General features: G+C 68.6%; 24 protein-coding genes. 16 read left to right on the forward strand and 8 right to left on the reverse strand.

Annotated elements, in window-relative coordinates:
* On the reverse strand, positions 1-553 hold a 553-nt coding region (locus ACWELJ_RS15645), incomplete at its 3' end, for a TerD family protein (RefSeq protein ID WP_452366834.1).
* Between the two features lie 111 nt (positions 554-664).
* Here ACWELJ_RS15645 and ACWELJ_RS15650 point away from each other — a divergent pair.
* From ACWELJ_RS15650 to dhaM, 4 genes are all read left to right on the forward strand, one after another.
* Positions 665-1405, forward strand: coding sequence for a hypothetical protein (locus ACWELJ_RS15650; RefSeq protein WP_452366835.1), 741 nt, complete (start codon positions 665-667; stop codon positions 1403-1405).
* 102 nt (positions 1406-1507) lie between these two features.
* Positions 1508-2509 carry a dihydroxyacetone kinase subunit DhaK gene (gene dhaK, locus ACWELJ_RS15655; protein WP_452366836.1) on the forward strand — a complete coding sequence of 334 codons (1002 nt, stop codon included), beginning with the start codon at positions 1508-1510 and terminating at the stop codon, positions 2507-2509.
* Positions 2509-3120 carry a dihydroxyacetone kinase subunit DhaL gene (gene dhaL / locus ACWELJ_RS15660; protein WP_452366837.1) on the forward strand — a complete coding sequence of 204 codons (612 nt, stop codon included), beginning with the start codon at positions 2509-2511 and terminating at the stop codon, positions 3118-3120. The genes dhaK and dhaL overlap by 1 nt, the downstream gene beginning before the upstream one ends.
* Positions 3117-3842 carry a dihydroxyacetone kinase phosphoryl donor subunit DhaM gene (gene dhaM, locus ACWELJ_RS15665; protein ID WP_452366838.1) on the forward strand — a complete coding sequence of 242 codons (726 nt, stop codon included), beginning with the start codon at positions 3117-3119 and terminating at the stop codon, positions 3840-3842. The genes dhaL and dhaM overlap by 4 nt, the downstream gene beginning before the upstream one ends.
* A gap of 3 nt (positions 3843-3845) precedes the next feature.
* Here the strand turns inward: dhaM and ACWELJ_RS15670 are convergent, their stop codons facing one another.
* Genes ACWELJ_RS15670 through ACWELJ_RS15685 form a run of 4 tightly spaced genes read right to left on the reverse strand, consistent with a single transcriptional unit; the run spans position 3846 to position 9761 of the window.
* Positions 3846-4652, reverse strand: coding sequence for an HAD family hydrolase (locus ACWELJ_RS15670; protein WP_452366863.1), 807 nt, complete (start codon positions 4650-4652; stop codon positions 3846-3848).
* Positions 4653-4673: 21 nt separating this feature from the next.
* The gene (locus ACWELJ_RS15675; protein ID WP_452366839.1) at positions 4674-7310 is read right to left on the reverse strand and encodes a phosphoribosyltransferase; all 2637 of its coding nucleotides are present in this window, start codon (positions 7308-7310) and stop codon (positions 4674-4676) included.
* Positions 7307-8518, reverse strand: a complete 1212-nt coding sequence (locus ACWELJ_RS15680; RefSeq protein WP_452366864.1) for an HpcH/HpaI aldolase/citrate lyase family protein — start codon at positions 8516-8518, stop codon at positions 7307-7309. The genes ACWELJ_RS15675 and ACWELJ_RS15680 overlap by 4 nt, the downstream gene beginning before the upstream one ends.
* A gap of 40 nt (positions 8519-8558) precedes the next feature.
* Positions 8559-9761 carry a hypothetical protein gene (locus ACWELJ_RS15685; RefSeq protein WP_452366840.1) on the reverse strand — a complete coding sequence of 401 codons (1203 nt, stop codon included), beginning with the start codon at positions 9759-9761 and terminating at the stop codon, positions 8559-8561.
* 285 nt (positions 9762-10046) lie between these two features.
* Here ACWELJ_RS15685 and ACWELJ_RS15690 point away from each other — a divergent pair, with 285 nt between their 5' ends.
* Together ACWELJ_RS15690 and ACWELJ_RS15695 are read left to right on the forward strand one after the other, a co-directional pair.
* Positions 10047-10622, forward strand: a complete 576-nt coding sequence (locus ACWELJ_RS15690; RefSeq protein WP_452366841.1) for a TerD family protein — start codon at positions 10047-10049, stop codon at positions 10620-10622.
* A gap of 146 nt (positions 10623-10768) precedes the next feature.
* Positions 10769-11878, forward strand: a complete 1110-nt coding sequence (locus tag ACWELJ_RS15695; protein ID WP_452366842.1) for a DUF475 domain-containing protein — start codon at positions 10769-10771, stop codon at positions 11876-11878.
* A 74-nt stretch (positions 11879-11952) separates the two neighbouring features.
* On the opposite strand, the gene ACWELJ_RS15700 is transcribed toward ACWELJ_RS15695, so the two are convergent.
* On the reverse strand, positions 11953-12915 hold the full coding sequence (locus ACWELJ_RS15700) for a DUF389 domain-containing protein (RefSeq protein ID WP_452366843.1): 963 nt from the start codon (positions 12913-12915) through the stop codon (positions 11953-11955).
* 103 nt (positions 12916-13018) lie between these two features.
* Positions 13019-13963, reverse strand: a complete 945-nt coding sequence (locus tag ACWELJ_RS15705) for a DMT family transporter (RefSeq protein ID WP_452366844.1) — start codon at positions 13961-13963, stop codon at positions 13019-13021.
* Between the two features lie 84 nt (positions 13964-14047).
* Here ACWELJ_RS15705 and ACWELJ_RS15710 point away from each other — a divergent pair, with 84 nt between their 5' ends.
* On the forward strand, positions 14048-14608 hold the full coding sequence (locus ACWELJ_RS15710) for a CGNR zinc finger domain-containing protein (RefSeq protein WP_452366845.1): 561 nt from the start codon (positions 14048-14050) through the stop codon (positions 14606-14608).
* On the opposite strand, the gene ACWELJ_RS15715 is transcribed toward ACWELJ_RS15710, so the two are convergent.
* The gene (locus tag ACWELJ_RS15715) at positions 14510-15928 is read right to left on the reverse strand and encodes a hypothetical protein (protein WP_452366846.1); all 1419 of its coding nucleotides are present in this window, start codon (positions 15926-15928) and stop codon (positions 14510-14512) included. The genes ACWELJ_RS15710 and ACWELJ_RS15715 overlap by 99 nt on opposite strands.
* A gap of 237 nt (positions 15929-16165) precedes the next feature.
* On the opposite strand from ACWELJ_RS15715, the gene rpsF reads away from it, so the two are divergent.
* The 9 genes from rpsF to ACWELJ_RS15760 all read left to right on the forward strand — a co-directional run bounded on the left by rpsF (position 16166) and on the right by ACWELJ_RS15760 (position 26785).
* Positions 16166-16456, forward strand: coding sequence for a 30S ribosomal protein S6 (rpsF, locus tag ACWELJ_RS15720; protein ID WP_357274669.1), 291 nt, complete (start codon positions 16166-16168; stop codon positions 16454-16456).
* 103 nt (positions 16457-16559) lie between these two features.
* The gene (locus tag ACWELJ_RS15725) at positions 16560-17117 is read left to right on the forward strand and encodes a single-stranded DNA-binding protein (RefSeq protein WP_120739211.1); all 558 of its coding nucleotides are present in this window, start codon (positions 16560-16562) and stop codon (positions 17115-17117) included.
* Positions 17118-17201: 84 nt separating this feature from the next.
* Positions 17202-17471 (forward strand): 30S ribosomal protein S18, encoded by a 270-nt coding sequence (gene rpsR, locus ACWELJ_RS15730; RefSeq protein ID WP_040814320.1) that lies wholly within the window; start codon positions 17202-17204, stop codon positions 17469-17471.
* Between the two features lie 17 nt (positions 17472-17488).
* Positions 17489-17944, forward strand: a complete 456-nt coding sequence (gene rplI / locus ACWELJ_RS15735; protein WP_379276715.1) for a 50S ribosomal protein L9 — start codon at positions 17489-17491, stop codon at positions 17942-17944.
* A gap of 489 nt (positions 17945-18433) precedes the next feature.
* Entirely contained in the window at positions 18434-21079 is a 2646-nt protein-coding gene (gene dnaB, locus ACWELJ_RS15740; RefSeq protein ID WP_452366865.1) for a replicative DNA helicase, read from the forward strand.
* A 45-nt stretch (positions 21080-21124) separates the two neighbouring features.
* The gene (locus ACWELJ_RS15745; protein ID WP_452366847.1) at positions 21125-22489 is read left to right on the forward strand and encodes an LAGLIDADG family homing endonuclease; all 1365 of its coding nucleotides are present in this window, start codon (positions 21125-21127) and stop codon (positions 22487-22489) included.
* A gap of 131 nt (positions 22490-22620) precedes the next feature.
* Complete coding sequence (locus ACWELJ_RS15750; protein WP_452366848.1) at positions 22621-22755, forward strand: hypothetical protein; 135 nt, start codon at positions 22621-22623, stop codon at positions 22753-22755.
* 107 nt (positions 22756-22862) lie between these two features.
* On the forward strand, positions 22863-24743 hold the full coding sequence (locus ACWELJ_RS15755) for a CocE/NonD family hydrolase (RefSeq protein WP_452366866.1): 1881 nt from the start codon (positions 22863-22865) through the stop codon (positions 24741-24743).
* 116 nt (positions 24744-24859) lie between these two features.
* Positions 24860-26785: a DUF6301 family protein gene (locus tag ACWELJ_RS15760; RefSeq protein ID WP_452366849.1), complete on the forward strand. Its 1926-nt coding sequence runs from the start codon at positions 24860-24862 to the stop codon at positions 26783-26785.
* The last annotated feature ends 3 nt before the right edge of the window (positions 26786-26788 follow it).

Consider the following 26788-nt stretch of genomic DNA (forward strand, 5'->3'; position numbering starts at 1 on the left):
ATCCGCCGGCTGCTGCCGGGGCGGCCTGCGCGGGTGCGGGCTGCGGCGCGTCGTCGACGCGCACGCCGTGGTCGGTGACCAGCGCGGCGAAGCCGCCCGCGTACCCCTGCCCGACCGCGCGGGCCTTCCAGCCGCCCTGGCGGCGGTACAACTCCAGTGCGATAACGATGGATTCGGTGCTCAGGCCCTCGATCCGGTACTCGTACAGCGAGTTTCCGGCGGTGTCGGAGACCCGGGCCACCGGCGCGGACAGCTGCCCGAAACTACCGTTGGCGTCGTCGAGGGTGATGACGGCCCGAAGCTGTTCGATATCAGCGGGAATCGCGTCCAGCGACACCGCCAGCACGGCGGGCGCGCCCGGCGCGCCGGGGCGCAGTGTCACCCCCGGCCCGGAGGGCTGGTTGAAGAACACGAAGTCGGCGTCGGTACGCACCGTGCCCGCCGGGGTGACCAGGAGCGCGGACAGATCGGCCGGTGCGGCCACCTCCACGCTGATCACCAGTTCGTGGACACTCAGCGGACCGTTCTGGCCCTTCACCAAAACTGCGGACACGATCGACCCTTCGCTTGACGGTGCGGTCGCTGCCACTCTACGAGAACGCGGCGACACGGGCCGGAGGCGTGGTGGCCGAGGATGCCGGGAACGCGTGGCAGTATCGGCACCGTGAGCGACGGTGAGGTGGAACCCGCGGAAGCGCACGAACAGTACCTACGCGCCTTCCGGCACCCGGCCGTGTCCCGTGACCAGCTGCGCGACCTGCTCGACGCGGTGAACGCCTTCCTGGACACCATCACGCCCAAGGAGGGCGAGTTCACTCCGCGCGGCGGCTGGGCCCCGGAATCCACGGCCATGGCCTTCCAGATCGGGCGCGCGGTCGAGCAGGTCCTCTCCGAGCGCGAGGACGCCGATCGGGAGCTGGTGCGCCGCCGCGATATTCGCGACCGGCTGGTGGCGGCGCTGGACGCGGTGCTGGACTGCCTGCGCACCCTGCCGGAGCTGGCCGAGGCCGAGGTGTCGCTGGGCACCCTGTGCGTGAACGAGGGCTTCCAGGTCTACGACGACGGTTCGGTCCGCACCACCCCGCAGCAGGAGGCGCAAGCGGACGCCGGCCTGCTGGAGCGCCGCCGGGTCGAATTGGACGAGCGGATGACGGCCGCGGTGGCCGCGCGCACCGCCCTGGTGGAGGACACCACCGATCTGATCCGGGAACGGCTCGGCGTGGCGGAGGTGGGGATTCCGTGGGTGATCCTGGCCGCCACCCAGGGCGGCCTGGACGTCTCCGAGCCCTTCGAATTCGCCGCCGACCATCTGCCCGACGGTGAACTGCGGGATCTGATGGTGCAGCTGGTCACCGATATCGAGCTGGCCCGCACCCTCGAGGAACCCGCGGAACCGCTGGCCTAGCGCGAATCCCGGCGCAAAAGCCCCGAAACCACGGCGCCGCGGCACCGGCGGTGCGAGTCTGGCTCACAGGGACCCGAACCGGCCTTCCGACGGGAGATTTCGGTGAAGAAGCTCATCAACGATCCGGCCGACGTGGTGGACGCCGCCCTGGCCGGGCTGGCCGCGGCGCACCCGGAGCTGCGGGTGGACGCGAAACAACGCATCGTGGTGCGCGCCGACGCGCCGCGGCCGGGCAAGGTGGGCCTGGTCTCGGGCGGCGGCTCCGGTCACGAACCCCTGCACGGCGGCTTCGTCGGCCTCGGCATGCTCGACGCGGCCTGCCCGGGCGAGATCTTCACCTCCCCGGTGCCCGACCAGATCCAGGCCGCCACCGCGGCGGTGGACGCCGGGTCGGGCGTGCTGCACGTCGTGAAGAACTACACCGGCGACGTGATGAATTTCGAGCTGGCCGCCGAACTGGCCGCCGCCGAATCCGGCGCGCGGGTCCGCGCGGTGGTGGTGAACGACGATGTGGCGGTGCGGGACAGCACCTACACCGCCGGTCGGCGCGGGGTCGGCGCGACGGTCATCGTGGAGAAGATGGCGGGCGCGGCCGCCGAACAAGGCCGCCCGCTCGACGAGGTGGCGCGCATCGCGGAGACGGTGAACGCGTGCTCGCGCAGCATGGGCATGGCATTGACCTCCTGCACCGTCCCGGCGGTCGGACACCCGACCTTCGAGCTCGGCGACACCGAGATGGAGATCGGCATCGGCATCCACGGCGAGCCCGGCCGCGCGCGGGTGCCGCTGGCCCCGGCCCGCGCGGTGGCCGGGATGCTGCTGGAACCGATCCTCACGGATCTGCCCTTCGCGGCGGGCGATCGGGTGCTGTGCTTCCTCAATGGCATGGGCGGGACGCCGCTCATCGAGCTGTATCTGATGTTCGACGAGGTGGCACGGATCCTGCGCGAACGCGGCCTCCACCTCGAGCGCTCCCTGGTCGGCCCCTACATCACCTCGCTCGATATGGCGGGCTGCTCGGTCACCGTGACCCGGCTGGACGAGGAACTGACGGCGCTGTGGGACGCGCCGGTGCGAACACCGGCGCTGCGGTGGGGTGTCTGATGACGGTGATCGACCTCGCCGCGTGGGTGCGCGGATTCGCGGCGCTGGTGGACGAGCACGCGGCGGAGTTGACCGCGCTGGACGCCGCCATCGGCGACGCGGACCACGGGACCAATATGCGGCGCGGCATGGCGGCCGCCGTTGCGGCGCTCGATGATTCGTCATCGCCCGCCGAGACCATGAAGCGGACCGCCCTGGTGCTGATCCGCACCATCGGCGGCGCCAGTGGTCCGCTGTTCGGCACGTTCTTCCTGCGCTTCGCCGGTTCCATCGAAAGCGGTTCGGAGATCGGTGATTTCGCGCGGGCGTTCCGGGCGGGCCTGGACGGTGTGATCGCCCGCGGAAAGGCCGAGCCCGGGGACAAGACCATGGTGGACGCCCTCGGCCCTGCCGCCGACGCCCTCGACGAGCTGGTCGCGGGTGGCGCCTCGGCCGCGGCCGCCCTGGATGCCGCGGTCGCCGCGTCGGCGGCCGGTCGCGATGCCACGACCCCGCTGGTGGCGCGCAAGGGCCGGGCGTCGTATCTGGGTGAACGCAGTGCGGGACACCAGGATCCGGGTGCCACCAGCGCCGCCCTGCTGGTCCGGGCCGCGCGCCGGGCGCTGCGATGATCGGGTTGGTGGTGGTCTCGCACAGCCGGGCGCTGGCCGCGGCCGCGGTGGCCCTGGCCGCCGGGCTGCTGCCCGATCAGGGGGTGGCGGTGCGGATCGCGGCGGGGCTGTCCGCCGAGGAGTTCGGCACCGACGCGGTCGCGGTCGCCGAGGCCGTCCAGGCGGTCGATTCCGGCGATGGGGTGCTGGTGTTGATGGATCTGGGGAGCGCCCTACTGTCCGCGCAGACCGCGCTCGATCTGCTCGAATCCCCAGTGCGGGTGCGCCTTTCCACGGCCCCGCTGGTCGAGGGCTTGGTGGCGGCGCTGGCCGCGGCGGGTGGGGGTGCCGACCTGGAGACCGTCGCCCGCGAGGCCGACGGCGCGCTGGCCGCGAAGCGGTCGCAGCTCGGTGCCGCCGCAGAACCGGGGGTCGGGAACGATCCACATCTATCCACAGGTAATCCACCTGTGGATAACTCGGCCGTCTCCGATATCTTCGAGGTGACCGGCCGGCACGGATTGCATGCCCGGCCCGCCGCCGAATTGGTCTCGGCCCTACGGGATCTCGACGCGCGCGTCGAACTGCGCAATGACACCACCGGCGTCGGACCGGTGTCCGGCGACAGCCTGACCCGGGTGCTGACCCTCGGCGTCCTTCCCGGGCATCGGCTGGAGGTGCGCGCGACTGGACCCGACGCGGCCCTGGCCGTGTCGAAAGTCCGTGCGCTGACCGCGCATTGACGCCTAGCGCGGAACCCGCGCGCTCAGGAAGAAGTCGGCGATCTCCTCGGACGCCAGGATCCCCGACGCCGCGGTGACCGCCACCCGGGGATGACTCCAGCCGCGCTGCTCCAGCTCGCCGTGGCGGGGCCGGATCGCGGCGTCCGCGGTGATCAGCATCTCCGCGTCCAGCGAGCCGTCACCCGCGGCCAGCAGCGGCGCCTCGGCGCGCAGTTCGCCCGAGTCGAGCAGGCGGCGCCGAACTTCGCGCACCGCATGGCTTTTGCAGACCGGGGCCGGCATGGCGTAGATCTTGCGGCCCTGCTGCGAGGCCGACCAGCCGCGCGGGCGGCACCAGGCGTCCCAGTCGGCGAGGAATCCGGCGGGCAGCCGGTCCAGGTCCACCACCAGGTAGCAGAACAGGTCGTCGGCCTCGCGCAGCCGCAGCGCGAACGATTCGTCCACGCGGGCCCGCAGTTCCGCGCGCACCTCGACGAGGGTGGCGCATTCGGCGCGCACCCGGGCCTCGAGGGCCGACCGCCAGCGCCGATCCGGCAGCCCGTTGCGCAGGATGCTGCCGCCATTGCTGGTGACGGCGTAGGGCCACGGCGCGCCGGGCAGGCGGATGCGCTGGAACTGCTCGATGGTGCGGGTGGTGACCGGCACCACGGCCGCGGTCCCGGCCAGCAGTTCGAGCCGTTCGGCCGCCGTCACCGTCATATGCGAGAGCGGCTGTCCCTCATACTCTTCCACGCACACCGTGTCCGGATACGCGTTCCCGAAGGCCGCTCGCGTATAGATCAGCGTCCGATCCAGATCGGTCGCCACCATCACCTCGCGCTGCCGCACCAGCTACCCCTTCACTTCCTTGATCAAACCCATACAGGCGTACGCCAAATCCGGCACGACTTCGACCGGCACGCCGCGCGCCGCGGCGAGCAGCCGGATGTGCGCGTGCTCGGCCGCGTCCCGATCACGCACCAGCACCCGCCACGGCACCCGCCGCAGCAGCACCCGGGTGGTCTCTCCCACACCGGGTTTCACGAAGTTCACACTCGAGATCCCGTACTCCGCGCGCACCCGCTCCACCGAGGCCCAGCCCGCCCAGGTGGGGGTCCGATCGGCGGCCAGCAGCTCACCCACCCGCGCGTCCACCAGCGGGCGCACCCGCGCGAAGCGGCCGCTCACGGTGTCCAGCAGCCGGTTGGACTGGTCCTCGCCGGCGAGCTCGCGATAGAACTTGGCCCCGTGGAACTGTCCGGGCCCGATCAGCTCGGCATTGAGCACGGTCCGCGAAATGAGCCCGGACACGGTGGAATTCAGGCACGCCGAGGCGATGAGAAAGTCGTCGCGGGTGCCGAAGGTCCGCGCACAGCCGCCCGGATCGGCGAGCACCGCGAGGTCGTCGTCGAACCGCGCACCGCCCGCCGCGCGATAGGCCGCCAGCGCCGCGCCGAGCTCCCGGGTGATCGCACCCTTGCCCGTCCAGCCGTCCACGAAGACGACCTGCGCCGGATCATGGTGCCGCGCCAGGTAATCCAGGGCCGCGGCGTCGATTCCGCGATCGCGCACGATCGACACGGCGTAGTGCGGGGCCTCGATCCCCCGGCTGCCCAGCCACCGCCGCATCAGCACACCCACCGGTGTTCCGGCCCGCGCCAGCGAGGCCAGCACGATATCGGGCCCGCGCTCGGCGACCACCAGTTCGGTCACCGTCGCCACCGCCAGCGCGAGCCGTTCGGCGCTCTCCTCGAGAACCGTGTCGAACAGTTCGCGGTAGGCGGCGTCCGGCTGGTATTCGACCGGCAGCGATTCCGCGTAATGCGCGACGCCGGCCTGGATCCGCCGTTCCCGTTCCGCCACCTCGGCTTCCAGGGCGACCCCGGACAGATCCGTCAGCAGCCACGACACTTCCTCGCGGGCGTACGACCCGAACTCCGGTCCCCGCAGCGGCTCCGGCAGCACCCGGCCGCCTCGGGCGCGGCGGAAGTCCGCGGGGCGCACATCGGCGCGAACGGTGGCGAGCGCCCGCGGATCCGCCTCGCTCAGCACCGCCAGCAGCACGTCCGACCCCGAGGCGGTGAGCACATCGACGAGTCCGCCTGTGGCCGTGAGTCGTTCGGTGTCGGCGGGGGTGTCCACGACAACCAGCAGAATCGGATCGACCGCCGGGCGTTCGGCGCGCGGCCCGCGGTCCTCCGGCCATCGGGCGTTGTACAGGTATCGCGGGGCGTCCTCACCGGTCTCGGGCGCGGTGAAGCGGAAGCCGCGGCGCAGCGGATACCCCGGCTCGTCGAGAACATAGGCCGGTGAGCGCGTCGTCGTCTGGTAGCGGGCGGGAATCCCGTTGTCCGCCAATCCCGCCGCGATGCGCAGCGGCAGGTACATGAGTTCCTCATGGGCGATGACGATCACCGGCCGGGGTTCGCCCGCGGCTGCCGGTACGGCGGGGTGGCGATCATCCTCACGAAACCCGCTGTGCGACAGTGCCGCGACGGGCGCGTGGCGGAGCGCGGCGCCACTCCGCTCGGGCAGGGCGGCCAGTTCGAGGGCGAGGGTGGCGGTCGCTCGCGCGAGCGCCGCCTCGAAGGGCGCCGTGTCCGTGTCGAGGAAGCCGTGCCGACCGCCCTCGGGAACATCGTGCGGCCACGGAATCTCGACCCGGGCGCAGACGCCCCGGCGTTCGGCGACCGGGTTCAGCACGGGGTCGGGTAGTGCGGCGACCGCGTCGATCAGGTCCGCGGGCAGCACGGTGCTGCCGCCCGCCAGGCAGACGGTGTCGATGCGGACACCGAGGTCGGCGGCCGCCTGCTCGAAGGCGCGGCGGTCGGCGTCGGTTCGCATGTCCACCAGCGACGCCAGGATGTAGTGCGTGCGCGGGGTCAGCGCGTGCAGGGCGCGGATCGCGTCCAGTGCTGTGGCGCCGGTGGAGATCTCGTCGTCGACCAGCACCATGGGCAGGTCGTTGTGGAAGACCGCGGCGGGCATGGGTTGCAGCAGGTGGGAGGTGGCGTGCGAGTGGCCCTCCTCGAAGCCCGCGAGGGTGTCGGCGGTCGGCACGTCGCGGCGGGTGGAGTGCAGGTAGCAGCGCGCGCCGATGCGGGCGGCGACGGTGTGGCCGAGCCCGGTCGCGGTCTCGGCGAAGCCGAGCACGACGGCACTGTCGGCGAACCCGTGCACGACCGCGCCGGTGGCGGTGGCGGTAGGCCGGTCACCGGGCGTGGCGAGGAGGTCGAGCACCAGGTCACCGAGCCGGTTCCCCGCGTCGAGGACCCGCCGCGGATCGGTCGGCAGATGCTTGCCGAGCACCGTCGAGACCAGCAGGTGGGCGCGGCGCGGATTGCGGCGCAGCCCGGGTTCGACGAGCGTGTCCACGCGCCATTCCGGGCCGGGCAGCCAGGAGGCGGTGTGGTGCAGGGTGAGTCCGAGTTCGCGGGTGGCCCAGGGCCGTTCGCGGGCGGTCGCGGGTAGGGCGGGGTCGGCGGTCACGATTCGACCAGGGCCTTGAGCAGGTCCACGAAGGAGACTCCTTTGTTGGCGACGCCGAACACCCGGGCGCGCAGCATGATCTGGTCGGCCCAGCTGCGGTGCGGGCGCATCTCGTTCATCTTGTTGCGGTACTCCGACGCGGCCACGCCGCCCGCGCCGGTGCTGAGAATGTCGGCGGCGTCGGCGTATTCCTCGTGGGTCACGATGGACAGCGCGTGCACGACCGCGACGTGGGTGGGGTGGATGACGGTCTTGCCCTGGATGCCGTTGGCGCGGTCCAGGGTGATCTCGCGCAGCAGCCCGTCCATGTCCCGGCTGACCAGTGACTGCCGGAAGGGCACGGCGTCCACCTCGGCGAAGGGGGCGGTGCGCAGCAGCGGCCGGAACATGCGGGCGTGGTCGGCGAAGTACTCCCAGACCGGTCCGGTGATGGTGAATCCGGTGCCGTCGGCACGACCCAGATAGTTGACGATGTCGGCGATGACGTCGGCGACCACGCGCACGTCGTAGATGGTGAGGTCGCGGTCGCGGCGAATCCCGAAGGTGGAGCACATGTCCGTGGCCCCGATGCGGACCGCGAGGATGCGGTCGCGGTGCGTGGCGAGCTGCTCACCGATGCGGGCCAGCTCCCGATCGCGGGTCTCGCGGTGCACCAGCGCGGGCGATTCCAGCACCGGCATGCCGAAGACGGTGCGGCCCAGCCGTTCCGAGGCGAGCTCGAGCGCGTGCAGGTAGTCCGCGGCGCAGGAGCTGTCGAACTTGGGCAGCACGAAGCCGGTGAGCGCCGTCGCGCCCGCCCCGAGCCGGCCGGCGATCTCGCCGATGCTCTGCGGGTCGCGTACCCGCACGAACAGCAGCGGGTACGCCTCGCCGCTGTCCGCCAGTTCGTCGAGGGTGACCGCGGCCTGCCATTTCCCGTATTCGACGGCGTGGTCGGCGACCGCGTCCTCGAGGTCGATGACCATCGAGCACACCCCGCGTTCGGCGCGGCGCAGGATGGTGGCGGTGAGGTCGGCCCGGGTGGCGGGCACGTACAGTGTCGCGCCCAGCGCCATGGCCAGCAGCTCGCGATCGCGGGAGCCGCCGAAGGCCTCGGGCAGGCGGTGGAACAGCCGGCGCAGCTCCGGGCCAGGCACCTGCCGGAAATGCCGCAGCGGGAAGCGCTTCCGCAAGGAGACCGGTGCGACGTCCGGGTCGCTGGTGATCATCGCGGTCATCGTCGCGGACGTCCTCCTGGTGACTTTCGGTCTATCTGTCGGTATTTCGCATGCGTTCGACGACTCCGGCCACGAAGGCGGTGATCGCGTCGAGTTCGGACACGTACGCCCAATAGTCGGGATGGCGGCCGGTCAGGCCCGCGGCGGCCCGGTCCAGGCGTTCGGCCTGGGCGTCGAGCACCGAACCCCATTGCGGGACGACGCCCTTGTTGACCGCCAGCATCTGCGCGTCGCGCAGTTTGAAGCGAACGGCCTTGGCGCGCTCGGCCGGTTGTTCCCGGACCGCGCGCAGCTGGGCGAGCCGGTCGGTGACGGCCTCGGCGCTCTCCTCGGCGGTGGCGAGGCGGGCGCGGGCGGTGGTGGTCAGATCGAGCGCGTCCTCCGGGTCGTTCGCGGCCAGGGCGGCCCGGGCGCGGGACAGGTCCGCGTCGGCGGCCTCGACGGCCTCCCGGGCTTGTCGCTCATTGTTGGCCAAATCGTTCGATGACGCAGCCGCGAATTCCCGCAGCAGCGCGGACATGGCCGGGGCGACACGGTCGAGCCGGTTGCGGGCGGCGTCGAGCCGGGTGGCCGCGGACGCCAGCGCGGTGGTGGCCGAATGCTGTTTGCCGGGAGCGGATTCCAGGGCGGCGGACAGCTCCCGGGTGCGGGACTCGAGCCGGGTCGCGGCCTCGCGGGCGGGGGCTCCGGCGCCGCCGATCGCGGCGGCCTCGAGTGTGAGCAGAGCCTCATCCAGAGCGGCCGCGCATTGCCGGACCGAGGGGTAGGCGGCGTACGGGGAGTCCTCGGCCTGGCGCCGGACCCGCTGCGCGTCGGCGCGGGTCTGCGAGACCAGTTGCGGCACCGAGCCCAGCACCGCGACCGCGTGCTCGAGGTGGGCCTGATCACCGCGGTAGAAGTCGTCGACGGCCCGGGCGGCGTCGGTGAGCCGCCGGACCACGCCGTCGATCTCGGGCTGCGGAATCACCCCGGCGCCCTCGCGTTCGACCTGCTCGAGGCGCTCGTCGAGGGCCAGGTAGGCGCCCGACGCGTCATAACAGCGGGCGCGCACCGGTTCCCAGCGCGCGGCCGCGCCGCGTTCGGGAAACAGCGCGGCGGACGCGGCGACGGCGGCCTCGGCGATGCTCTGCCGCCGATCCATATCGAGGAAGGCCGCCGTCAGCATCGACCGGGCCTGCTGCACCCATTCGTTGTTCCGGGGTGCCCGGAACCATCCGCTTCGACGGCCTGCCACGCCACGATCGTAGGCAACCATGGACGAACTCGGCGACCGCGCGTCGGCCAACATCCGGGCCGCGCGTTGACGATTGCCGCGACCACGCGTTGACAATTGCCGCGACCGCGGCGATGGAGTGTGTGACCCTGTCCTGTGACAGGCTGTCGTCGCACGATGTTCTTGACCCATTCCTACCCATGGCTTGGGGAAACCATTACTGTCGACGTCGGCGGAACCTGGACAGTGGGCGAAGCCGTTAGACAAGAAACGCTTCGAACGCTTCACAACGGAAGGATCCCCGCAATGGGTGTCAGTTTGTCCAAGGGCGGTAACGTTTCACTGACCAAGCAGGCGCCGAACCTGACCCAGGTCGCGGTCGGCCTGGGCTGGGACGTGCGCACTACCACCGGCACCGATTTCGACCTCGACGCCAGCGCCATCGCGACCGGCGGCGACAAGAAGGCGCTGTCGGACAAGCACTTCGTGTTCTTCAACAACCTGCAGTCCCCGGAGGGCACCATCGTGCACGCCGGCGACAACCTCACCGGTGAGGGCGAGGGCGACGACGAGGTCATCAACATCGACCTGGCCAACACCCCGCCGGCCGTGGAGTCCATCTTCTTCCCGGTCTCGATCTACGACGCCGACTCGCGCGGCCAGAGCTTCGGCCAGGTCCGCAACGCCTACATCCGGGTCGTGGACCGCGCCAACGGAACCGAGCTGGCCCGCTACGACCTGTCCGAGGACGCGTCCACCGAAACCGCCATGGTGTTCGGTGAGCTCTACCGCAACAATGGTGAGTGGAAGTTCCGGGCCATCGGCCAGGGCTACGCCTCGGGCCTCTCGGGCATCGCCCGGGACTTCGGCGTCAACGTCTGACGCGACCCGCTCGCGACCGGCGCGAAGTACCAGCGTCTCAATAGAACACACGGCGACACGTCGAGGGCTCGGTCGCACGAGCCCTCTTCGTGTGCCCGCTCGACCGGCACGTCACCCGACCCCGGCACAACGAAAGGCCCACTGCGGTGCGAATATTCGGCCTCTCCATCATCGTCACCGTACTGTCGCTGATCGCGGCGCTGGTGTACGGCGGACCCACGGCCCTGGTGCTGTGCGCCATCCTGGGCATCCTCGAGGTGTCCCTATCCTTCGACAACGCGGTCATCAACGCCAGCATCCTGCAGCGGATGAGCGAGTTCTGGCAGCGCATCTTCCTGACCATCGGCGTGGTCATCGCCGTGTTCGGTATGCGCCTGGTGTTCCCGCTGGCCATCGTGTGGATCACGGCCGGGCTCAGCCCCGTTCGCGCCTTCGACCTGGCCATGAACCCGCCCGCCGACGGCGCGCTCACCTTCCCCGACGGCAGCGCCTCCTACGAGAAGCTGCTCACCGACGCGCACCCGCAGATCGCGGCCTTCGGCGGCGCCTTCCTGCTGCTGCTGTTCTTCAACTTCATCCTCGAGGAGCACGAGGTCACCTGGCTGGGCTGGATCGAACGCCCGCTGGCCAAGCTCGGCAAGCTCGACATGCTCGCGGTGGTGCTCACCCTGGCCGGCATCGTCATCGCCGCGGAGTTCATCGCCCACGACGACGATCGCAGCACCGTGCTGCTGGCCGGCATCCTCGGCACCATCACCTACATCGTGGTCGACGGACTCGGATCGCTCTTCCACACCGAGGAACACGCGGACGGTGCGGGCGGACCCTCGGAGGTCGTGAAGGCCACCGGCAAGGCGGCGTTCTTCCTGTTCCTGTACCTGGAAGTGCTCGACGCCTCGTTCTCCTTCGACGGCGTGATCGGCGCGTTCGCCATCACCTCCGACCCGATCCTGATCGCCCTGGGCCTGGGTCTGATCGGCGCCATGTTCGTCCGCTCGATCACCGTGTACCTGGTCCGCAAGGGCACGCTCTCGGAGTACGTGTACCTCGAACACGGCGCGTTCTGGGCCATCGGCGCGCTGGCGGTCATCCTGCTCATCACCATCGGCGTGCACGTCAACGAGGTGATCAGCGGCCTGGTCGGCGTGGCGTTCATCGGCGCGGCGTTCATCACCAGCATCATCCGCAATCGGCGCGAGGAAGCCGAAGCCGATGATGCGGAACCCGAGCTGGAGAAGTCGCCCAGCCTGAGCTGACTCCGCACTCGAAACACGAAGCCCGCCGCCCGATTTCGGACGGCGGGCTTCTCTGTTCACACCATGCGACCGGTTCAGACCATGCGACGGGGAATCGCCAGATGTTTGGCCCGCCGCACCGACACCCGCGTCCACAGCACCTGCTGCAGCCACAGCGTCAGCCAGCCCGCGATCGCCATGCCCACGATGTTCACCAGCAACTGCGCGAGACTGCCCCACACCGTCGCACCGTCGGCGACGGCCACACCGAGGGCGATATTGCCCGCGGCGGGCACCGTGGTCACCGAGATGAAGACACCCGCCAGGCCCAGGGATTTCGCCGAGGTGATGGACAGCACGCCCGCCGCGCCCGCCACCACGGCCACGATGAACGACCACTTGTCGGGGGTGTAGATGAAATGCGTGGCCGGTCGCGGCCCGGTCACCTGCGCCTCGGTGATCCAGCCCGATGCCCGCGCGATCGCGGCCAGCACGATGGTCATGCCGATGGCCGCCACGAAGCCGAGCACCAAGGTGCGCAAGGCCAGTCGAAACAGGACGAAACGCCGCCGGACCAGGGCGACGCCCAGCGCCGCGATCGGGCCGAACTCCGGCCCCAGCACCATCGCACCGACGGTCAGGATCTGGGAATCGGTGATGATCGCGATGCTCGCGATGACGATGGCCAGCGTCAAGAAGCTCAGATAGGTCCAGTTCAGTTCGGACTCGTCATAGGCCCGCTGCGCCACCTGCGCCCAGACCACGGAGTCCGAGCTGCTACCCGGCGTCCGCACCTCGGCCTCGAAACCGCTGCGCGACAACCAGGTACCCACCTGATCGATCTCGATGCTGCCCTCCTGGTGCACCCGCATCGCGCGCAGTCGTGCCACCAGATCGTTGGCGGCCTCGCGGGCGATCTGCGCGGTGATCAGATCACCCGGCGGACGCAGCGCCGCGCCGCGGACCAGGACCAGTCCGGTCACCGCGTCGTCGGTCTCCAGGACCTGGAGAATGTCGTCGGTCATGGCGGCCGGGGAGAGTATCCGCAGGTGCAGCATGAGCACAGTCTGCCGGGCGCAGCGCCCGGACCGGGCGCTGGAACCACGAATCGGCCGGGGTGTCACGGAATTCGCGCCCGCGACACCCCGGCCGCGCGTGGATTCACACCCGCTGCGGCTGCGCGCCGGCCGCGATGTGGTCGACGACGGCCGCGCGGACGCCGGGTTGCCGAACACGTCCCGATTCGGGCGCGGCGGCACGGCGGGAGGCGAGCACCAGGCCCACCAGGCCGACCGCCAGCCCGGCGATCGTCAACGGGCGCAACGGCTGATCGATGACCAGCCACGCCATGACCGCGGTGACGGCCGGGATGGCGAAGAAGAAGCGGCTGACGCGGGTGGTGTCCCAGCGCTGCAGCATGGTGTTCAGCAGCAGGAACGCGCCGATGGAGTTCACCAGCACCATCCACACCATGGAACCGGCGAAGCGGGCCGGATCGGCGAGGTGGAAATCGCCGCCCGCCCAGGCCATCACGCCCGCGAACGGAGCGCTGACCGCGATGTGCAGTGCGGTGCCGGTGCGCGGATCGATCCCCGGGGTGAAGCGCTTCTGATAGACCGTGCCGAGGCTGAGCCCGAGCAGCCCGACCACGCACAGCAGCAGCCCCGGCAGCGAGAAGCTGGACTGATCCACCACCGCCAGCCCGACGCCCAGGCCGCCGACCCCGAAGCCGAGCCACTGCCGCGCGCTCACCGATTCGCCCAGGCCACCGGCGAACAGCGCGATCACCACCGGACTCAGGCCCTGGACCAGGGAGATGACTGCGGCGGTGACGTGCTCGTGCATGGCGGTGTAGAACGCGCCGAACTGGACCATCTGCATGAGCAGGCCCGCCACCAGGGTGTGCGCGAAGACCCTGCCGCGCGGCCAGACCGCGCGAGACAGCAGCGCGAACCCGATGAGCAGCGCGCCCGCGATGCCGAAGCGGGCGAAGAGCACCAGCATCGGCGGGGCCGCGCCGACGCCGATGATCCCGGCGATGAAGGCGCTGCTCCACATGAGGATCAGGGCCGGTGGGCCCGCCACGTCCAAGAGCCGGTTCTCCATGATCCCTCCAAGCACTAACCTGTTCAGGTGGTTATCACCGTCGCATCGCGCCGCATAACCTGTCAAGGGGGTTATGATCGGGACATGTCATCGTTCGCCGACCCGCACCTGTTCGTCAGCGGCAACCTCGCGCTGAACTTCATCGGCACGGCAAAAGAACGGCGCACCTCGTTCATCGAATTGCTCACCACCGCCACCGAACTGGGCGAATGGGTCGTCGCGGCCGGCATTCTCGACACCGCGCCCGACTGCTCCGACGCCCTGGAACCGGCGCTACGACTGCGCGAAGCGGCGTGGCGGCTCATGCTGGCCACCCTGCACGGCCACCCCCCCGCCGACGCCGACCGGCGCCTCCTCAACCGGCGCGCACACGACGCCGCCCCCGAACTCACGCTGCTGCCCGACGGCCGGGTACGACGCGCCGGAACCATCGACACGGCATTGACCGCGATCGCCCGCTCGGCCATCGAACTCTTGGGCGGCCCGGATCGCGAACGGCTCAAGGAATGCGGGCGAGACGCCTGCACCCGCCTCTACCTGGACACCTCACGCGGCGGTTCGCGCAGGTGGTGCGATATGACGGTCTGCGGAAACCGGGCCAAGGGCAAGGCTTTCCGCGCCCGCAACGCCGATACGGAACGGTGACCGCTCCGGGGCGGACACGAACACGAAGAAGAACACCAGCAGCAGCACCGCCCGGCCCCACACGCCGATCTGCACCAGATACTGCTCGACCTCGTACGGGTGGCCCGACCCCAGCTCGTAGAAGTAGCGGAAGACGCCGACGCCGATGCACAGGTCCGCCAGCAGATAGGCGACCACCAGACTCCACGGCACCCGCAGCAGCACCAGGAACGGGATCAGCCACAGCGTGTACTGCGGCGAATGCACCTTGTGGAACAACAGGAATCCACACAGCATGGCGCCACTGACCCCGATCCACGGATACACCCCGGCCAGCCGATACCGGCGCACACCCAGCCAGCAGGCCAGCGCGAACGCCGCCACCACCAGCGTCGGCGACAGCACCGACACCAGGTGCTGAAACGCCGATTCCGATTCCTGCGACGGACCGAACAGCGGCCGCAGTCCCCAGTACCAGATGGAATTCGTGGTGATATCGGCCTGCCGCAATTGCTGGAAGGTGATCGACGCGCGCCAGCCGTCGTAACCGGCGAGCGCGAACGGCAGATTGATCGCGACCACCGTGCCGATCGCCGTCGCGGCCACCAGCAGCGCGCCGCGCACATCGAAACGCTTCTCCCGCAAGGGTTGTTCACCCAGCAGCACATAGATCAGCAACGGCAGCACGAAGATGCCGGGATACAACTTGAAACAGAAGCCGATCGCCAGGAATACCGCCGCCGCGATCGCGCGATCCTGCAGTGAATACCGCGTCAGCACCGTCATCACATAGAACGCGGCGACCGCGGTGGCGACCACCGGCAGTTCCCAATTGTGAAAAGCGTAGAGCACCAACGGCGGTGCGGCCGCCCACAACAATGCCGCCGGACCGGCCATGCGGGCCAGCAGATACGCGGTCAGCAAGGCGAACGGGGCCAGCAGCAGCGCCGAATGCCACAGGAAGGCCGCGTCGGTGTGCGCGCCGATCCCGCCGATCCACATGAACAGGCCGCTGAGCACCGGATACTCCACCGCACCGCCGGTCAGCTGACCGTCCGGGGTGATGCCGCCCGTTATATACGGAAAGACGTGGTGATCGATGCCGCGACCCAGCCACAGGTACTGGATATCGGAATAGCAGACATCCGAATCCTTGATCACGTCGAACAGCACGCTGCGCCCGGATTCGTCGTACGGGCCGACCGCGCAGCGCGCCTTGTTCACGAACGCGATCAACAAGGTGACCCCGCACGCCAGCGTCGAGAGCACCGCGATCATCGACCGGCGCGCATCGCGACGGCGGGGAGCTGCCGCAACGCTGACGACAGGTCGATTCGGCATGCGCATCACCCTAGGTGGCTGGTCGGCGTGTTCGCCTGTTCAAACTGTGGACTGGCCCGATTTCGCAGGCCATGCCTTGGTTATCTACCCAGGCTCCGGCGTCGTGAACGCGGTCCGGACCCCTTTTCCGTTCGTCGCGGCCGCTCATGTAGCCTTGTCGGGTTGCTGACGCAACGAACCCTCCTGCCCACGGACAGTCCGTGGGCCGTTCACAGTCCACAGGAGGTGATGAGGTCCGTGCGTCATTATGAAGTGATGGTTATTCTCGATCCAGCGATGGATGAGCGCACCGTCGGCCCGAACCTGAACAACATGTTGGGTGTTGTCGGGTCCGAGGGCGGCAAGGTCGACAACGTCGACATCTGGGGTCGCCGTCGTCTCGCCTACGAGATCGCCAAGCAGGCCGAGGGCATCTACGCGGTCGTCACCCTGACCGCCAAGTCCGAGACCGTCAGCGAACTCGATCGCCAGCTGGGCCTGAACGAGTCGGTGCTGCGCACCAAGGTGCTGCGCCTCGACAAGAAGTAAGACCAGTCCTCCCGCGACGTCGCTCGTAACCGTCGGTGCCTATCTCTAGGCTGACCGGTGAACGCGAGCGCATTGCGGACTGCACCGGAAAGCAGGAGGAACCATGGCCCAGGGCGACACGGTCATCACCGTCATCGGCAATTTGACGGCTGACCCCGAGCTTCGATTCACGCCCGCGGGAGCGGCCGTCGCGAACTTCACCGTCGCGTCGACTCCCCGTGTGTTCGACCGTAATACCAATGAATGGAAAGACGGCGAAGCGCTTTTCTTGCGCTGCAACATCTGGCGTGAAGCTGCGGAGAACGTTGCCGAGAGCCTGACCCGTGGCTCGCGAGTGATCGTGAGCGGACGACTCAAGCAGCGCTCCTACGAAACCCGTGAGGGTGAGAAGCGCACGGTCGTCGAACTCGAGGTCGACGAGGTGGGTCCCTCCCTGCGGTACGCGACCGCGAAAGTCAACAAGACCACCCGTGGCGGTGGTGGCGGCGGCTTCGGCGGTGGCGGACAGGGCGGCGGCGGCCAGCAAGGCGGCGGCGGCTTCTCCGGTGGTGGCAGTGGTGGGGGTCGTGGCGGCCAGAGCGCCGGCGACGACCCGTGGGGCAGCGCCCCCGCGGCCGGCTCCTTCGGGGGCGGGCCCATGGACGACGAACCGCCGTTCTAGGCAGTAACCAAACTGGCTCGGCCAGAACGGCTTTCCCCGGAATCCGCTTCGGCAGGGTTCCCAAAATTACGGAGTTGAAAGACCATGGCCAAAGCACCGGCACGCGAAAAGGTGCTGAAGAAGAAGGCTTGCACCTTCTGCAAGGAAGACAAGGCCGGCAAGAAGAACAACACGGCCGGCGCGAAGATCGACTACAAGGACACCGCGCTGCTGCGCAAGTACGTGTCCGACCGTGGCAAGATCCGCGCGCGCCGGGTGACGGGCAACTGCGTCCAGCACCAGCGCGATATCGCTGTCGCCGTGAAGAACTCGCGTGAGGTCGCTCTGCTGCCTTACGTGTCCACCGCTCGCTGAGAAAGGAAGACACAGCTATGAAGCTCATCCTCACCGCTGATGTCGACAACCTCGGTGCGCCCGGCGACACCGTGGAAGTCAAGGACGGCTACGGCCGTAACTTCCTGCTCCCGCGCGGCCTGGCGATTGTCGCCACCCGTGGCGCGGAGAAGCAGGTCGAGGGCATTCGCCGGGCACAGGATGCCCGTCGCGTGCGCGACCTGGACCACGCCAACGAGCTGAAGCAGGCCATCGAGGGCCTGACCGGTGTGTCGCTCGCGGTCAAGACCGCCGGCACCGGCAAGCTCTTCGGTTCGGTCACCGCGGCCGACGTCGCCTCGGCGATCAAGACCGCCGGCGGCCCGGTCGTCGACAAGCGCAGCATCGAGCTGCCGAAGGCCCACATCAAGAGCACCGGCAAGCACGGTGTCGTGGTGCATCTGCACCCGGATGTGATCGCCAAGGTCGACCTGCAGGTCACCGCCGCCGAGTAATTCGGTTGATCGGAGGCCGCCTCACCCGTGGGGGCGGCCTCCGATTTCTTTTGTTTGCTCAGGAGTCGCCAGATTTCGGATCGGTTGTGGATTGCCCAGCAAACCAACCGTTTTCGTTGTGTGCCCGGTCACAGACGCGTGACCGTTCGTTTACCCAACACGCCCGGCCGTTGTCGTCCAGCGACACGCCGCACGAAATTGATCCACAGTTGCGAACAATGAGAATTCCGCCACTACCAGCGCTTTGAGCAGCGACATCGCCTGTTGTCCCCAAGTTTTCCACAGGGGGTGCACAACAGGTGGTGAACAATACCCACGTTATCCACAAGTGTGTACACAGTTCGGTTTGGCGGGTCACCGCCCGGTCGCCTAGGTTCGCCTTCGAGGTCGTGACCACGGCTCGAGCGTGGCGGTCCCAACATGTCGGTGCGCTGGCGTACAACGGTTCTGCACGCCGTTGCGGCGCGAGCAGAGAGGACGGTCGAGCCCATGGCAGTCATCGACGATCGCGGCCACGACGATCACGGGCCCTCCGACTATCCCGACGCCCCCGGCGAGGATTTCGGCCGCCAGCCGCCCCATGACATGGCGGCGGAACAGTCCGTTCTCGGCGGCATGCTGCTGTCCAAGGACGCCATCGCCGACGTCGTCGAAGTCATTCGCCCCGGCGACTTCTACCGCCCCGCGCACCAGGCCGTCTACGACGCCATTCTCGACCTCTACGGCCGCGGCGAACCCGCCGACCCGGTCACCGTCGCCGCCACCCTCGACCGCAAGGGCGAACTCAAACGCATCGGCGGCGCACCGTATCTCGTCACCCTGACCCAGACCGTCCCCACCGCCGCCAACGCCGGCTACTACGCCGAGATCGTGGCCGAGAAGTCGGTTTTGCGCCGCCTCGTCGAAGCCGGCACCCGCATCGTCCAATACGGCTACGCCGGCGCCGACGGCCAGGACGTGGCCGAGGTCGTCGACCGCGCCCAGGCCGAGCTCTACGACGTCACCGAACGCCGCTCCAGCGAGGACTTCGCCCCCCTCACCGACATCCTCCAGCCCACGATGGACGAACTCGACTCCATCGCCTCCCGCGGCGGCATCTCCCTCGGCGTCCCCACCGGCTTCACCGAACTCGACGAGATCACCAACGGCCTGCACCCCGGCCAGATGGTCATCGTCGCGGCCCGACCGGGCGTGGGCAAGGCTCTCGCGCTCGACACCCCGCTGCCCACACCGGACGGCTGGACCACCATGGGTGAGGTCGAGGTCGGAGACGAGTTGCTGGATGCGCAGGGCCGACCCACCCGCGTGGTCGGCGCCACCGAGGTGATGGTGGACCGCCCCTGCTACGAGGTCGAATTCTCCGACGGCACAGTCATAGTCGCGGACGAGCAGCATCAATGGCTCACCGAGACCCGATCCTCGCGCCGTTCGGCGCAGCAGGCCGCGACCGGCCACAACCGGTATCGGAATCAGAAGACTTTCCCGGAGGTACGAACCACCGCCGAAATCGCGGCCACCGTGCGTTGCGCGACCGCCGATCGACGGATCAACCACTCCGTGGTCAACACCGAGGCATTGCGATTGCCCGAGCGCGAGCTGCTCGTGCCCCCATACACATTGGGCGCTTGGCTCGGTGACGGCAGTTCGGCGTGCGCGCAGCTGACCACGGCCGACCCCGAGATCGTGCATCGGATCGAGAACGAGGGCATCGTTGCGGCGCACTCGGATTCCGCACCGCTGCGCTACAGCCTGCGGTTACCCGAGAACGCACCGATCGAGCCGCGCGACTGCATCGTCTGCGGCGCGGAGTTCATTCCATTCACCAGCGAGGTCCGCACCTGCGGCCGATCTTGCGGCGGCAAAGCCCGTTTCGTCTCCGGCCCGGCGCCCAGCCCGACCTGCCCCCAGTGCGGCAGCCCGTCCATCGGACTTCGCCTGTGCCAGTCCTGCCGCAATTCCGTCGGCAGCGTACAAGCACGTCTGCGCACCATCGGGGTGCTCAACGACAAGCACATTCCGGTCGACTACCTGCGTGCCTCCGAGACGCAACGACGCGCTCTGCTCGCCGGCCTGCTCGACACCGACGGAACGGTCACCAAGGGTGGCTCGGTCCAATTCGCAGTGACCAACGAGCAGCTTGCCCGGGATACCGAGGAGCTGATTGTGAGCCTCGGCTACCGCTGCCAGCTGTCCACCAAACGAGTCCGAGGCCGCACCGAAGCGAGTTCGACCGCCTACACCCTGACCTTCGCGACCGAGGACGAGGTGTTCGGGCTGAGCCGAAAAGAACTGCTGCACAAGCAGCGGCGCGGCGCGACCAATACCTCGCGCTCCGGCTCCCGTTTCATCGTGGATGTCCGTCCGATCGCTTCGGTCCCGGTCCGCTGTGTGGAGGTGGACAACGCGGATCACCTCTACCTCGCGAGCCGCGCGATGATCCCGACCCACAATTCCACGCTGGGTATGGATTTCATGCGCAGCTGCTCCATCAAGCACGGCATGGCCAGCGTCATCTTCTCCCTGGAAATGAGCCGCACCGAAATCGTCATGCGCCTCCTATCCGCGGAGGCGAAAATCAAACTGGGCGATATGCGTTCGGGGCGTATGAGTGACGACGACTGGACCAAGCTGGCGCGGCGCATGAGCGAGATCAGCGAAGCGCCGCTGTTCGTGGATGATTCACCGAACCTCACGATGATGGAAATTCGCGCGAAGGCCCGACGGCTCAAGCAGAGGCACGATCTGCGCCTCATTGTCGTGGACTACCTACAGCTGATGAGTTCGGGCAAAAAGGTCGAATCGCGACAGCAGGAAGTCTCGGAGTTCTCCCGTAGCCTCAAGCTGATGGCGAAGGAGCTCGAGGTTCCGGTAATCGCGATTTCGCAGCTCAACCGTGGTCCTGAGCAGCGAACCGATAAGCGGCCGATGGTTAGTGACCTTCGCGAAAGTGGTTCGCTCGAACAGGATGCGGACATGGTTATCCTGCTGCATCGCCCAGATGCCTTCGAGCGGGACGACCCTCGCGGCGGCGAAGCAGATCTGATTCTAGGTAAGCATCGAAACGGTCCTACCGCAACCATTACCGTTGCGCATCAGTTGCACTTGAGCCGGTTTGTCGATATGGCACGAGGTTAGCAGGTTTCGCGCGTTTCGAACACGGATTCGAGCTAAAGTCCACGCGTGCAGTCGAACCGGGCTCGTAATGATGCAATGGGTAAGTGCACCAACACTATTGAAGAATACCGACTGGGTGGCCTAACAGCGACCTCTCGGATCGCGCGTGCTGACACCGGGGCGTTCGAATCCTTGGAGGCCTTGATACACAGCGGTGAACGCCCTGCGGTGTGGTCGCTCGACGACCAGATGCGCTATACCGCCCAGCCGATCTCGGAGATCTCCGCCTGCGGCCGCGCGGAGACCATGCGCGTGCAGTTGGCCTCCGGCCACACCATCGAAGCAGCTCCGGCGGTGCGCATGCTCACCGTCGATGGCTGGAAACGGTTGGGAGACCTCGCAACCAACGACCGGATTGCCATCCCCCGTTGGATTCCGCACACGTTGCACACCAACGAGATGCCCGATTCCGAGGTGGTCCTGCTCGCCCACATGATCGGCGACGGCTCCTGCGTCAAGCACCAACCCATCCGCTATGCGAGCGTGGACGAGGACAATCTCGCCGCGGTGGCAGCCGCGGCCACCCACTTCGGTATCACCGCCGTCCGCGATGACTACCCGGCCGCGAAGGTAACCACGCTTCGCCTGCCTGCCCCCTATCGCCTTGCCAGAGGCAGGCGCAATCCGATCGCGGCCTGGCTCGATGAACTCGGATTGTTCGGTCTGCGTAGTTACGAGAAGTTCGTTCCACCGCGGATTTTCGCGCTGCCGACAGAACAGATCGCGATCTTCCTCCGTCATCTGTGGGCGACCGATGGATCCATCCGCTGGGACAAGGTCGGGCGGCAAGCGCGGATCTACTACGCCTCCACCAGCCTGCGATTGATTCACGACGTGGCGAACCTGCTGCTTCGACTCGGAGTTCACAGCCGTATCAGGCTGGTGCCGAAGGCCGGCTATCGAGACTGCTGGCACCTCACCATCGATGGCGGTGAAAACCAGACCACGTTCCTCGAAGAGATCAACTCGCATGGTGCCCGAGGTGTCGCGGGGAGAGCGTGTCTGGCCGAACTCGGCACCATGACCTTCAACCCGAACGTGGATACGATCCCCAAAGAGGTCTGGGACAAGGTGCGCGCGCTCCTGCCCGCTCGCGCGATGACGCATCGGGAATTCCAGACCGCGATGGGCAGCAAATTCTGCGGCGCCGCCATGTGGAAACGCTCACCCAGCCGTGAACGCCTGGCTCGGGCGGCAGCTATCCTGGACGCACCGGAACTCGCGATGCTCTGTACCAGCGATGTCTTCTGGGACCGGATCACACAGGTCACCGATGGAGGAGAGCAAGCCGTGTTCGCGGTATCCGTATCCGGCACCGGGAACCTCATTGCCCAGGGGGTCGCGGTCTACGCCGGGCGCCATCGAACGTGACTGCACCGCAATGCTTCTCACTACGGCGTGGTACGGCGTACCGTGGTCGTCGGACGCAACTCGCGTACACGCTGTGGGGGAGGAATACGGTGTCGAGATTCACCAATGCACCCGATGGGATCCGGATTGGGATGTTCCTCGGGCTGGTCGTCGGCCTGGCTACTCAAAGCCTGGTGCTCGGAATCATTGTCGCGGTGCTGGCCAGTTTCGCCGGCTGGTATCTCATCGCCGAGGTGGAGGCGTTCTCCGACCGCGACGCCCGGTGATGACCCCGATGGAATGATCGATTGTCGGACGGTGGGGCGGGGAAGAGCGCTACCGTCGACCAATGACCCGTAATGGGCGAGGGCCTGGTCGGATCGCGCGGGTGGGAGTGGTGGTCAGCGCGGTGGCGCTGGTTGCTGCCGGGTGCGGCAGTGGTGGGCCGGGGGAGGTCGGGGTGGAGAGTTGGCCGCCGGCTGGGGGGCGCGGGGCCTGTGTGGTGGACAAGCAAGAGAATGTTCCCGCGACGATGCGGGACGGGGTCGTGCTGAAGGCCGACGTGTATCGGCCGAAGACGTCGGGGTCGGTACCGGTGATCTTGATGCGGACGCAGTACGGGAAGGCGGCGGCGCAGGTTCAGCCGTATCGGTATCAGACGCCGGAGTGGTTCGCTTCGCATTGTTATCTCGTTGTGGTGCAGGATATTCGGGGGCAGGGGCAGTCGGGCGGGGTGTTCACCGAGTTCGGGAACGACATGACCGACGGGTATGACTCGGTGGAGTGGGCGGCCGGGTTGCCGGGGACGAATGGCAAGGTCGGGATGTACGGGTCGTCGTATGTCGGTGCGACGCAATGGCTCGCGGCGGTCAGCGCGCCGCCGCATCTGGCGACGATCGTTCCGGCCAATACCGCGTCGGATTACTACGACGGGTGGAATTACGAGGGCGGGGCGTTCCGGTTGGGGTTCGTGGAACCGTGGGCGATGGAGACGATCGGGGCGAGCGCGGCCGCGAATCGGGGGGATACCGGGACCGCCAAGCAGCTGGCGGCCGACGGGATGGACTACACGCGGTGGCTGGGTTTTCGCCCGTATCAACAGTTTCCGCCGTTGCATCCGGGGGATCCGGTGATCGCGCCGTGGTTCTACGACTGGGTGCGGCATTCGTCTCGTGACGACTATTGGAAGCAGTGGAGCATTCGGGACCGGTACGCGAATGTCACAGTCCCCGTATTGAATTTCGAGGGCTGGTACGACGCGTTCCTGGCCGGTGGGGTGGAGAACTTCACGGGGATGGTGGCGGGCGGCGGGTCGCCGGAGGCGCGGACCGGGCAGCGGTTGGTGCTGGGGCCGTGGGATCACCTGGGCTGGGGCCGGGCGGGGAGCGGGATCACGACGCCCATGCTGGCCGCGACCGGCGAGGCGGGCGACAGTCCGATCAATGAGCTGATGCTGGCCTGGTTCGATCATTTCCTGAAGGGCGAGGACAACAAGGTTTCCGGGCAGCCGGTGGTCGACTATTTCGTGATGGGGGCGAACAAGTGGAAGTCGGCGTCGGCGTGGCCGTTGCCGAATACCCGGTGGACCACCTACTACCTGTCCGGGAAGGGCGGTAGTTCGATGCAGGGGCGGGTGGGTGCGCTGACCGCCGAGGCGCCGAAGGATCCGCAGCAGCCGGATCGATACGAGTACGACCCGCTGAATCCGGTGCCGAGCGCGGGCGGGCATTCGTGTTGCGGGGCGTCGTCGGGGCCGCAGGGGCCGGTGGATCAGTTCGTGGTGGAGCAGCGGTCGGATGTGCTCACCTATACGACGGCGCCGATGCCGGGCGATACCGAGATCACCGGACCGGTTCGAATGACGTTGTGGGCGTCCTCGACCGCGCCGGATACCGATTTCACGGCGAAGCTGGTGGCGGTCGCGCCGGACGGGTCCACGGTGAACCTCAACAATGGGATCATTCGGGCGGCATTCCGGGATTCGCTGGAACATCCGACGCCGATCGTGCCGGGGCAGCCGTACAAGTACTCGATCGATATCTGGCCGACGAGTTATCTGGTGCAGGCGGGGTACAAGATCCGGGTGGAGGTGTCGAGCAGCGATTTCCCGCAGTTCGCACCGAATCCGAATACCGGTGATCCGTTCGGGGAGAACGCGAATACGCAGGTGGCGACGCAAACCGTCTTTCACGACCCGGAGCATCCGTCGGCGCTGGTGCTGCCGATCATTCCGGCCGGGGACGCGGGAAGTTCGCGATTCCCGACCGGGCATTGACGACCGTGGCCGGGCTTCCCGTGAGTTGTCCGCCCCGTGGGAAGCGCCGGCCGCTTACATAATAGTCGCGGCGGGGAAGTTTCCCGGCACGGCCGGGCCGGGGTTAGTGTCGCGGGGTGGGATTCGAGGTGCGGATCGATATCGCGGGTGCGGTCGAGATCGTCGGTGCGGCAGCGGGGTTCGGCTGGCGCTGGGGATCCGGGAATGTCGCGGAATTCGCCCGGCTGGTCGGTTGGACCGCGCCGCAGCCGGTCGGCACGCTGCGCACCGGCCCGGTGTTCTCGCGCACGGGCCTGCCGGTGTGGTGGGACTCGGCCATGTTCTGGGGCAGTGACCGCGGCCTGGATCATGTGCGGGTGGCGATCTCCGACTGCCCGGATCCCGCGGATCCGGGCAGCCGGGACCTGCTGGCCGCCGCCATGGCCCGCGCCGCGGCGGAGTTCACCACGCGCTGGGGCGATCCGGAGACCACCACCGCGGGTCCCGCCGAGGGCTTGGCCTGGCGTTTCCCGAATGTGTTCGCGGGTCTGACGATCGGTGCGGACACCGTGGACCTGCTGCTGGTGAACCCGACCGCACAACGGTATTGGATGGAGCGCAATCACGAGGCCGCCCGCCGCCGCGCCGCCGCGGGCCCGTGGATCCGGTTGGCGGAGAGCCTGGCCGGATTCCTGGAGACGCTGCCGGTCGACGGGCGGCTGCTGGTGACCGCGCCCGGCGGGCGTTTCGTGCAGTTCGAGGCCGGGCCGGAGCAACTGGCGGGCGAGCTGGCCCGCAGCGAATTCATCGATCCCGGCTGGTATTACGGCCCTGAACTGGAGAAGCGGCTGATCGAGCTGGGCTGGACGCCGCCCCGCGAGGGCAATTGGACGCGCGGCCTGTCCAGGCGCGCGGGCGCTGTCGCCATGAGCGGACTGGCCCTGCGCACCATCGATACCCTGCGCGCGGTCGGGGTGGCCGCGCAGACCGAGCTGGTGGCCGACGCCTGGGTGGAGGGCGGCGCCGATCTGGACCTGTCCGCGCTCGGCATCGCGCCGCATCCGACCTCCCGTACCCAGCGCGCGGAGTTCCTGCGCCGCCACCCGGTCTCCGAATTCGATGCCGGGCCGCTGCGGGTGGATGTGCCCGCCGGGGTCGGGATCGCTCGCGCCGCGCGCGCCTTCGACTGGACCTGGACCCGCGCCGACCTGGATGGTTTCGCCGCCGCGGTGGGCTGGAAACCGGTGCACGACACCGATGCCGGGGAGCGCACGGTCTGGGCGGGCACCGATCTGCGGGTGGACGATCCACGCGCCCGTTTCTGCTTCGACGGCGACCGGCTCGAGGCGGTCTGCGTGACGCTCAGCGACAGCATCGAGTCGTTCCTCTATGACGAGGGCCTGCCCGCCGAGGTCGCGGCCCAGCGCACCGCCGCCCAGGCGCGTGCGCTGGACGGGTTCCGGGCCGAGTTCGGGGCGCCCCGGCACGCGGTGCTGGGGCAGGCGCACGGACCGGCGTGGCCGGCGGATCGCCTCACCCTGGGCCTGGTTCCGGAGGCGGACACGGTGGAGCTGTATCTGGTGCGGCCGGGTGAACGCGACCGTCGCCTCATCATCGAGCAGCAGCGGGCCGCGCATCGCGCGCACGATCGCGAATGGGCGCAGTGCTATGCGGAATTGGCCGCGCTGATCGCCGATCTGGCGGACTCCGGCCAGCTCACCGTGGATGCGGGGGACCCGCATCGGGCTCGGGTCGACCGGGACGGGGACCTGCTGCGCCTGGAGTTGGCCACCGCCACCGCCCGCGAATTGTCGCCGCGCGTCCTGAAGTTCATGCTGCGCGACGGCTGGCAGCATCCCGATCACCGATATCCGCTGTGGCACATCGATCTGCCGCTGCCCGCGCTGCCGCGGGACCTGCGCCGGCTGGCCCGGCTGGCCATTCTGCCGCTGCGCACCCTGATGCCGCCGCAGGCCCGGCTGCGGGTGCTGTTGAACGGCGAGTACCTGCCGGTGCGCGCGCCCTCCACCGGCGCGATCGGGGCGCAGCCGCCGGACGCCTAGAGT

It is taken from the genome of Nocardia sp. NPDC004582, from assembly GCF_053602115.1.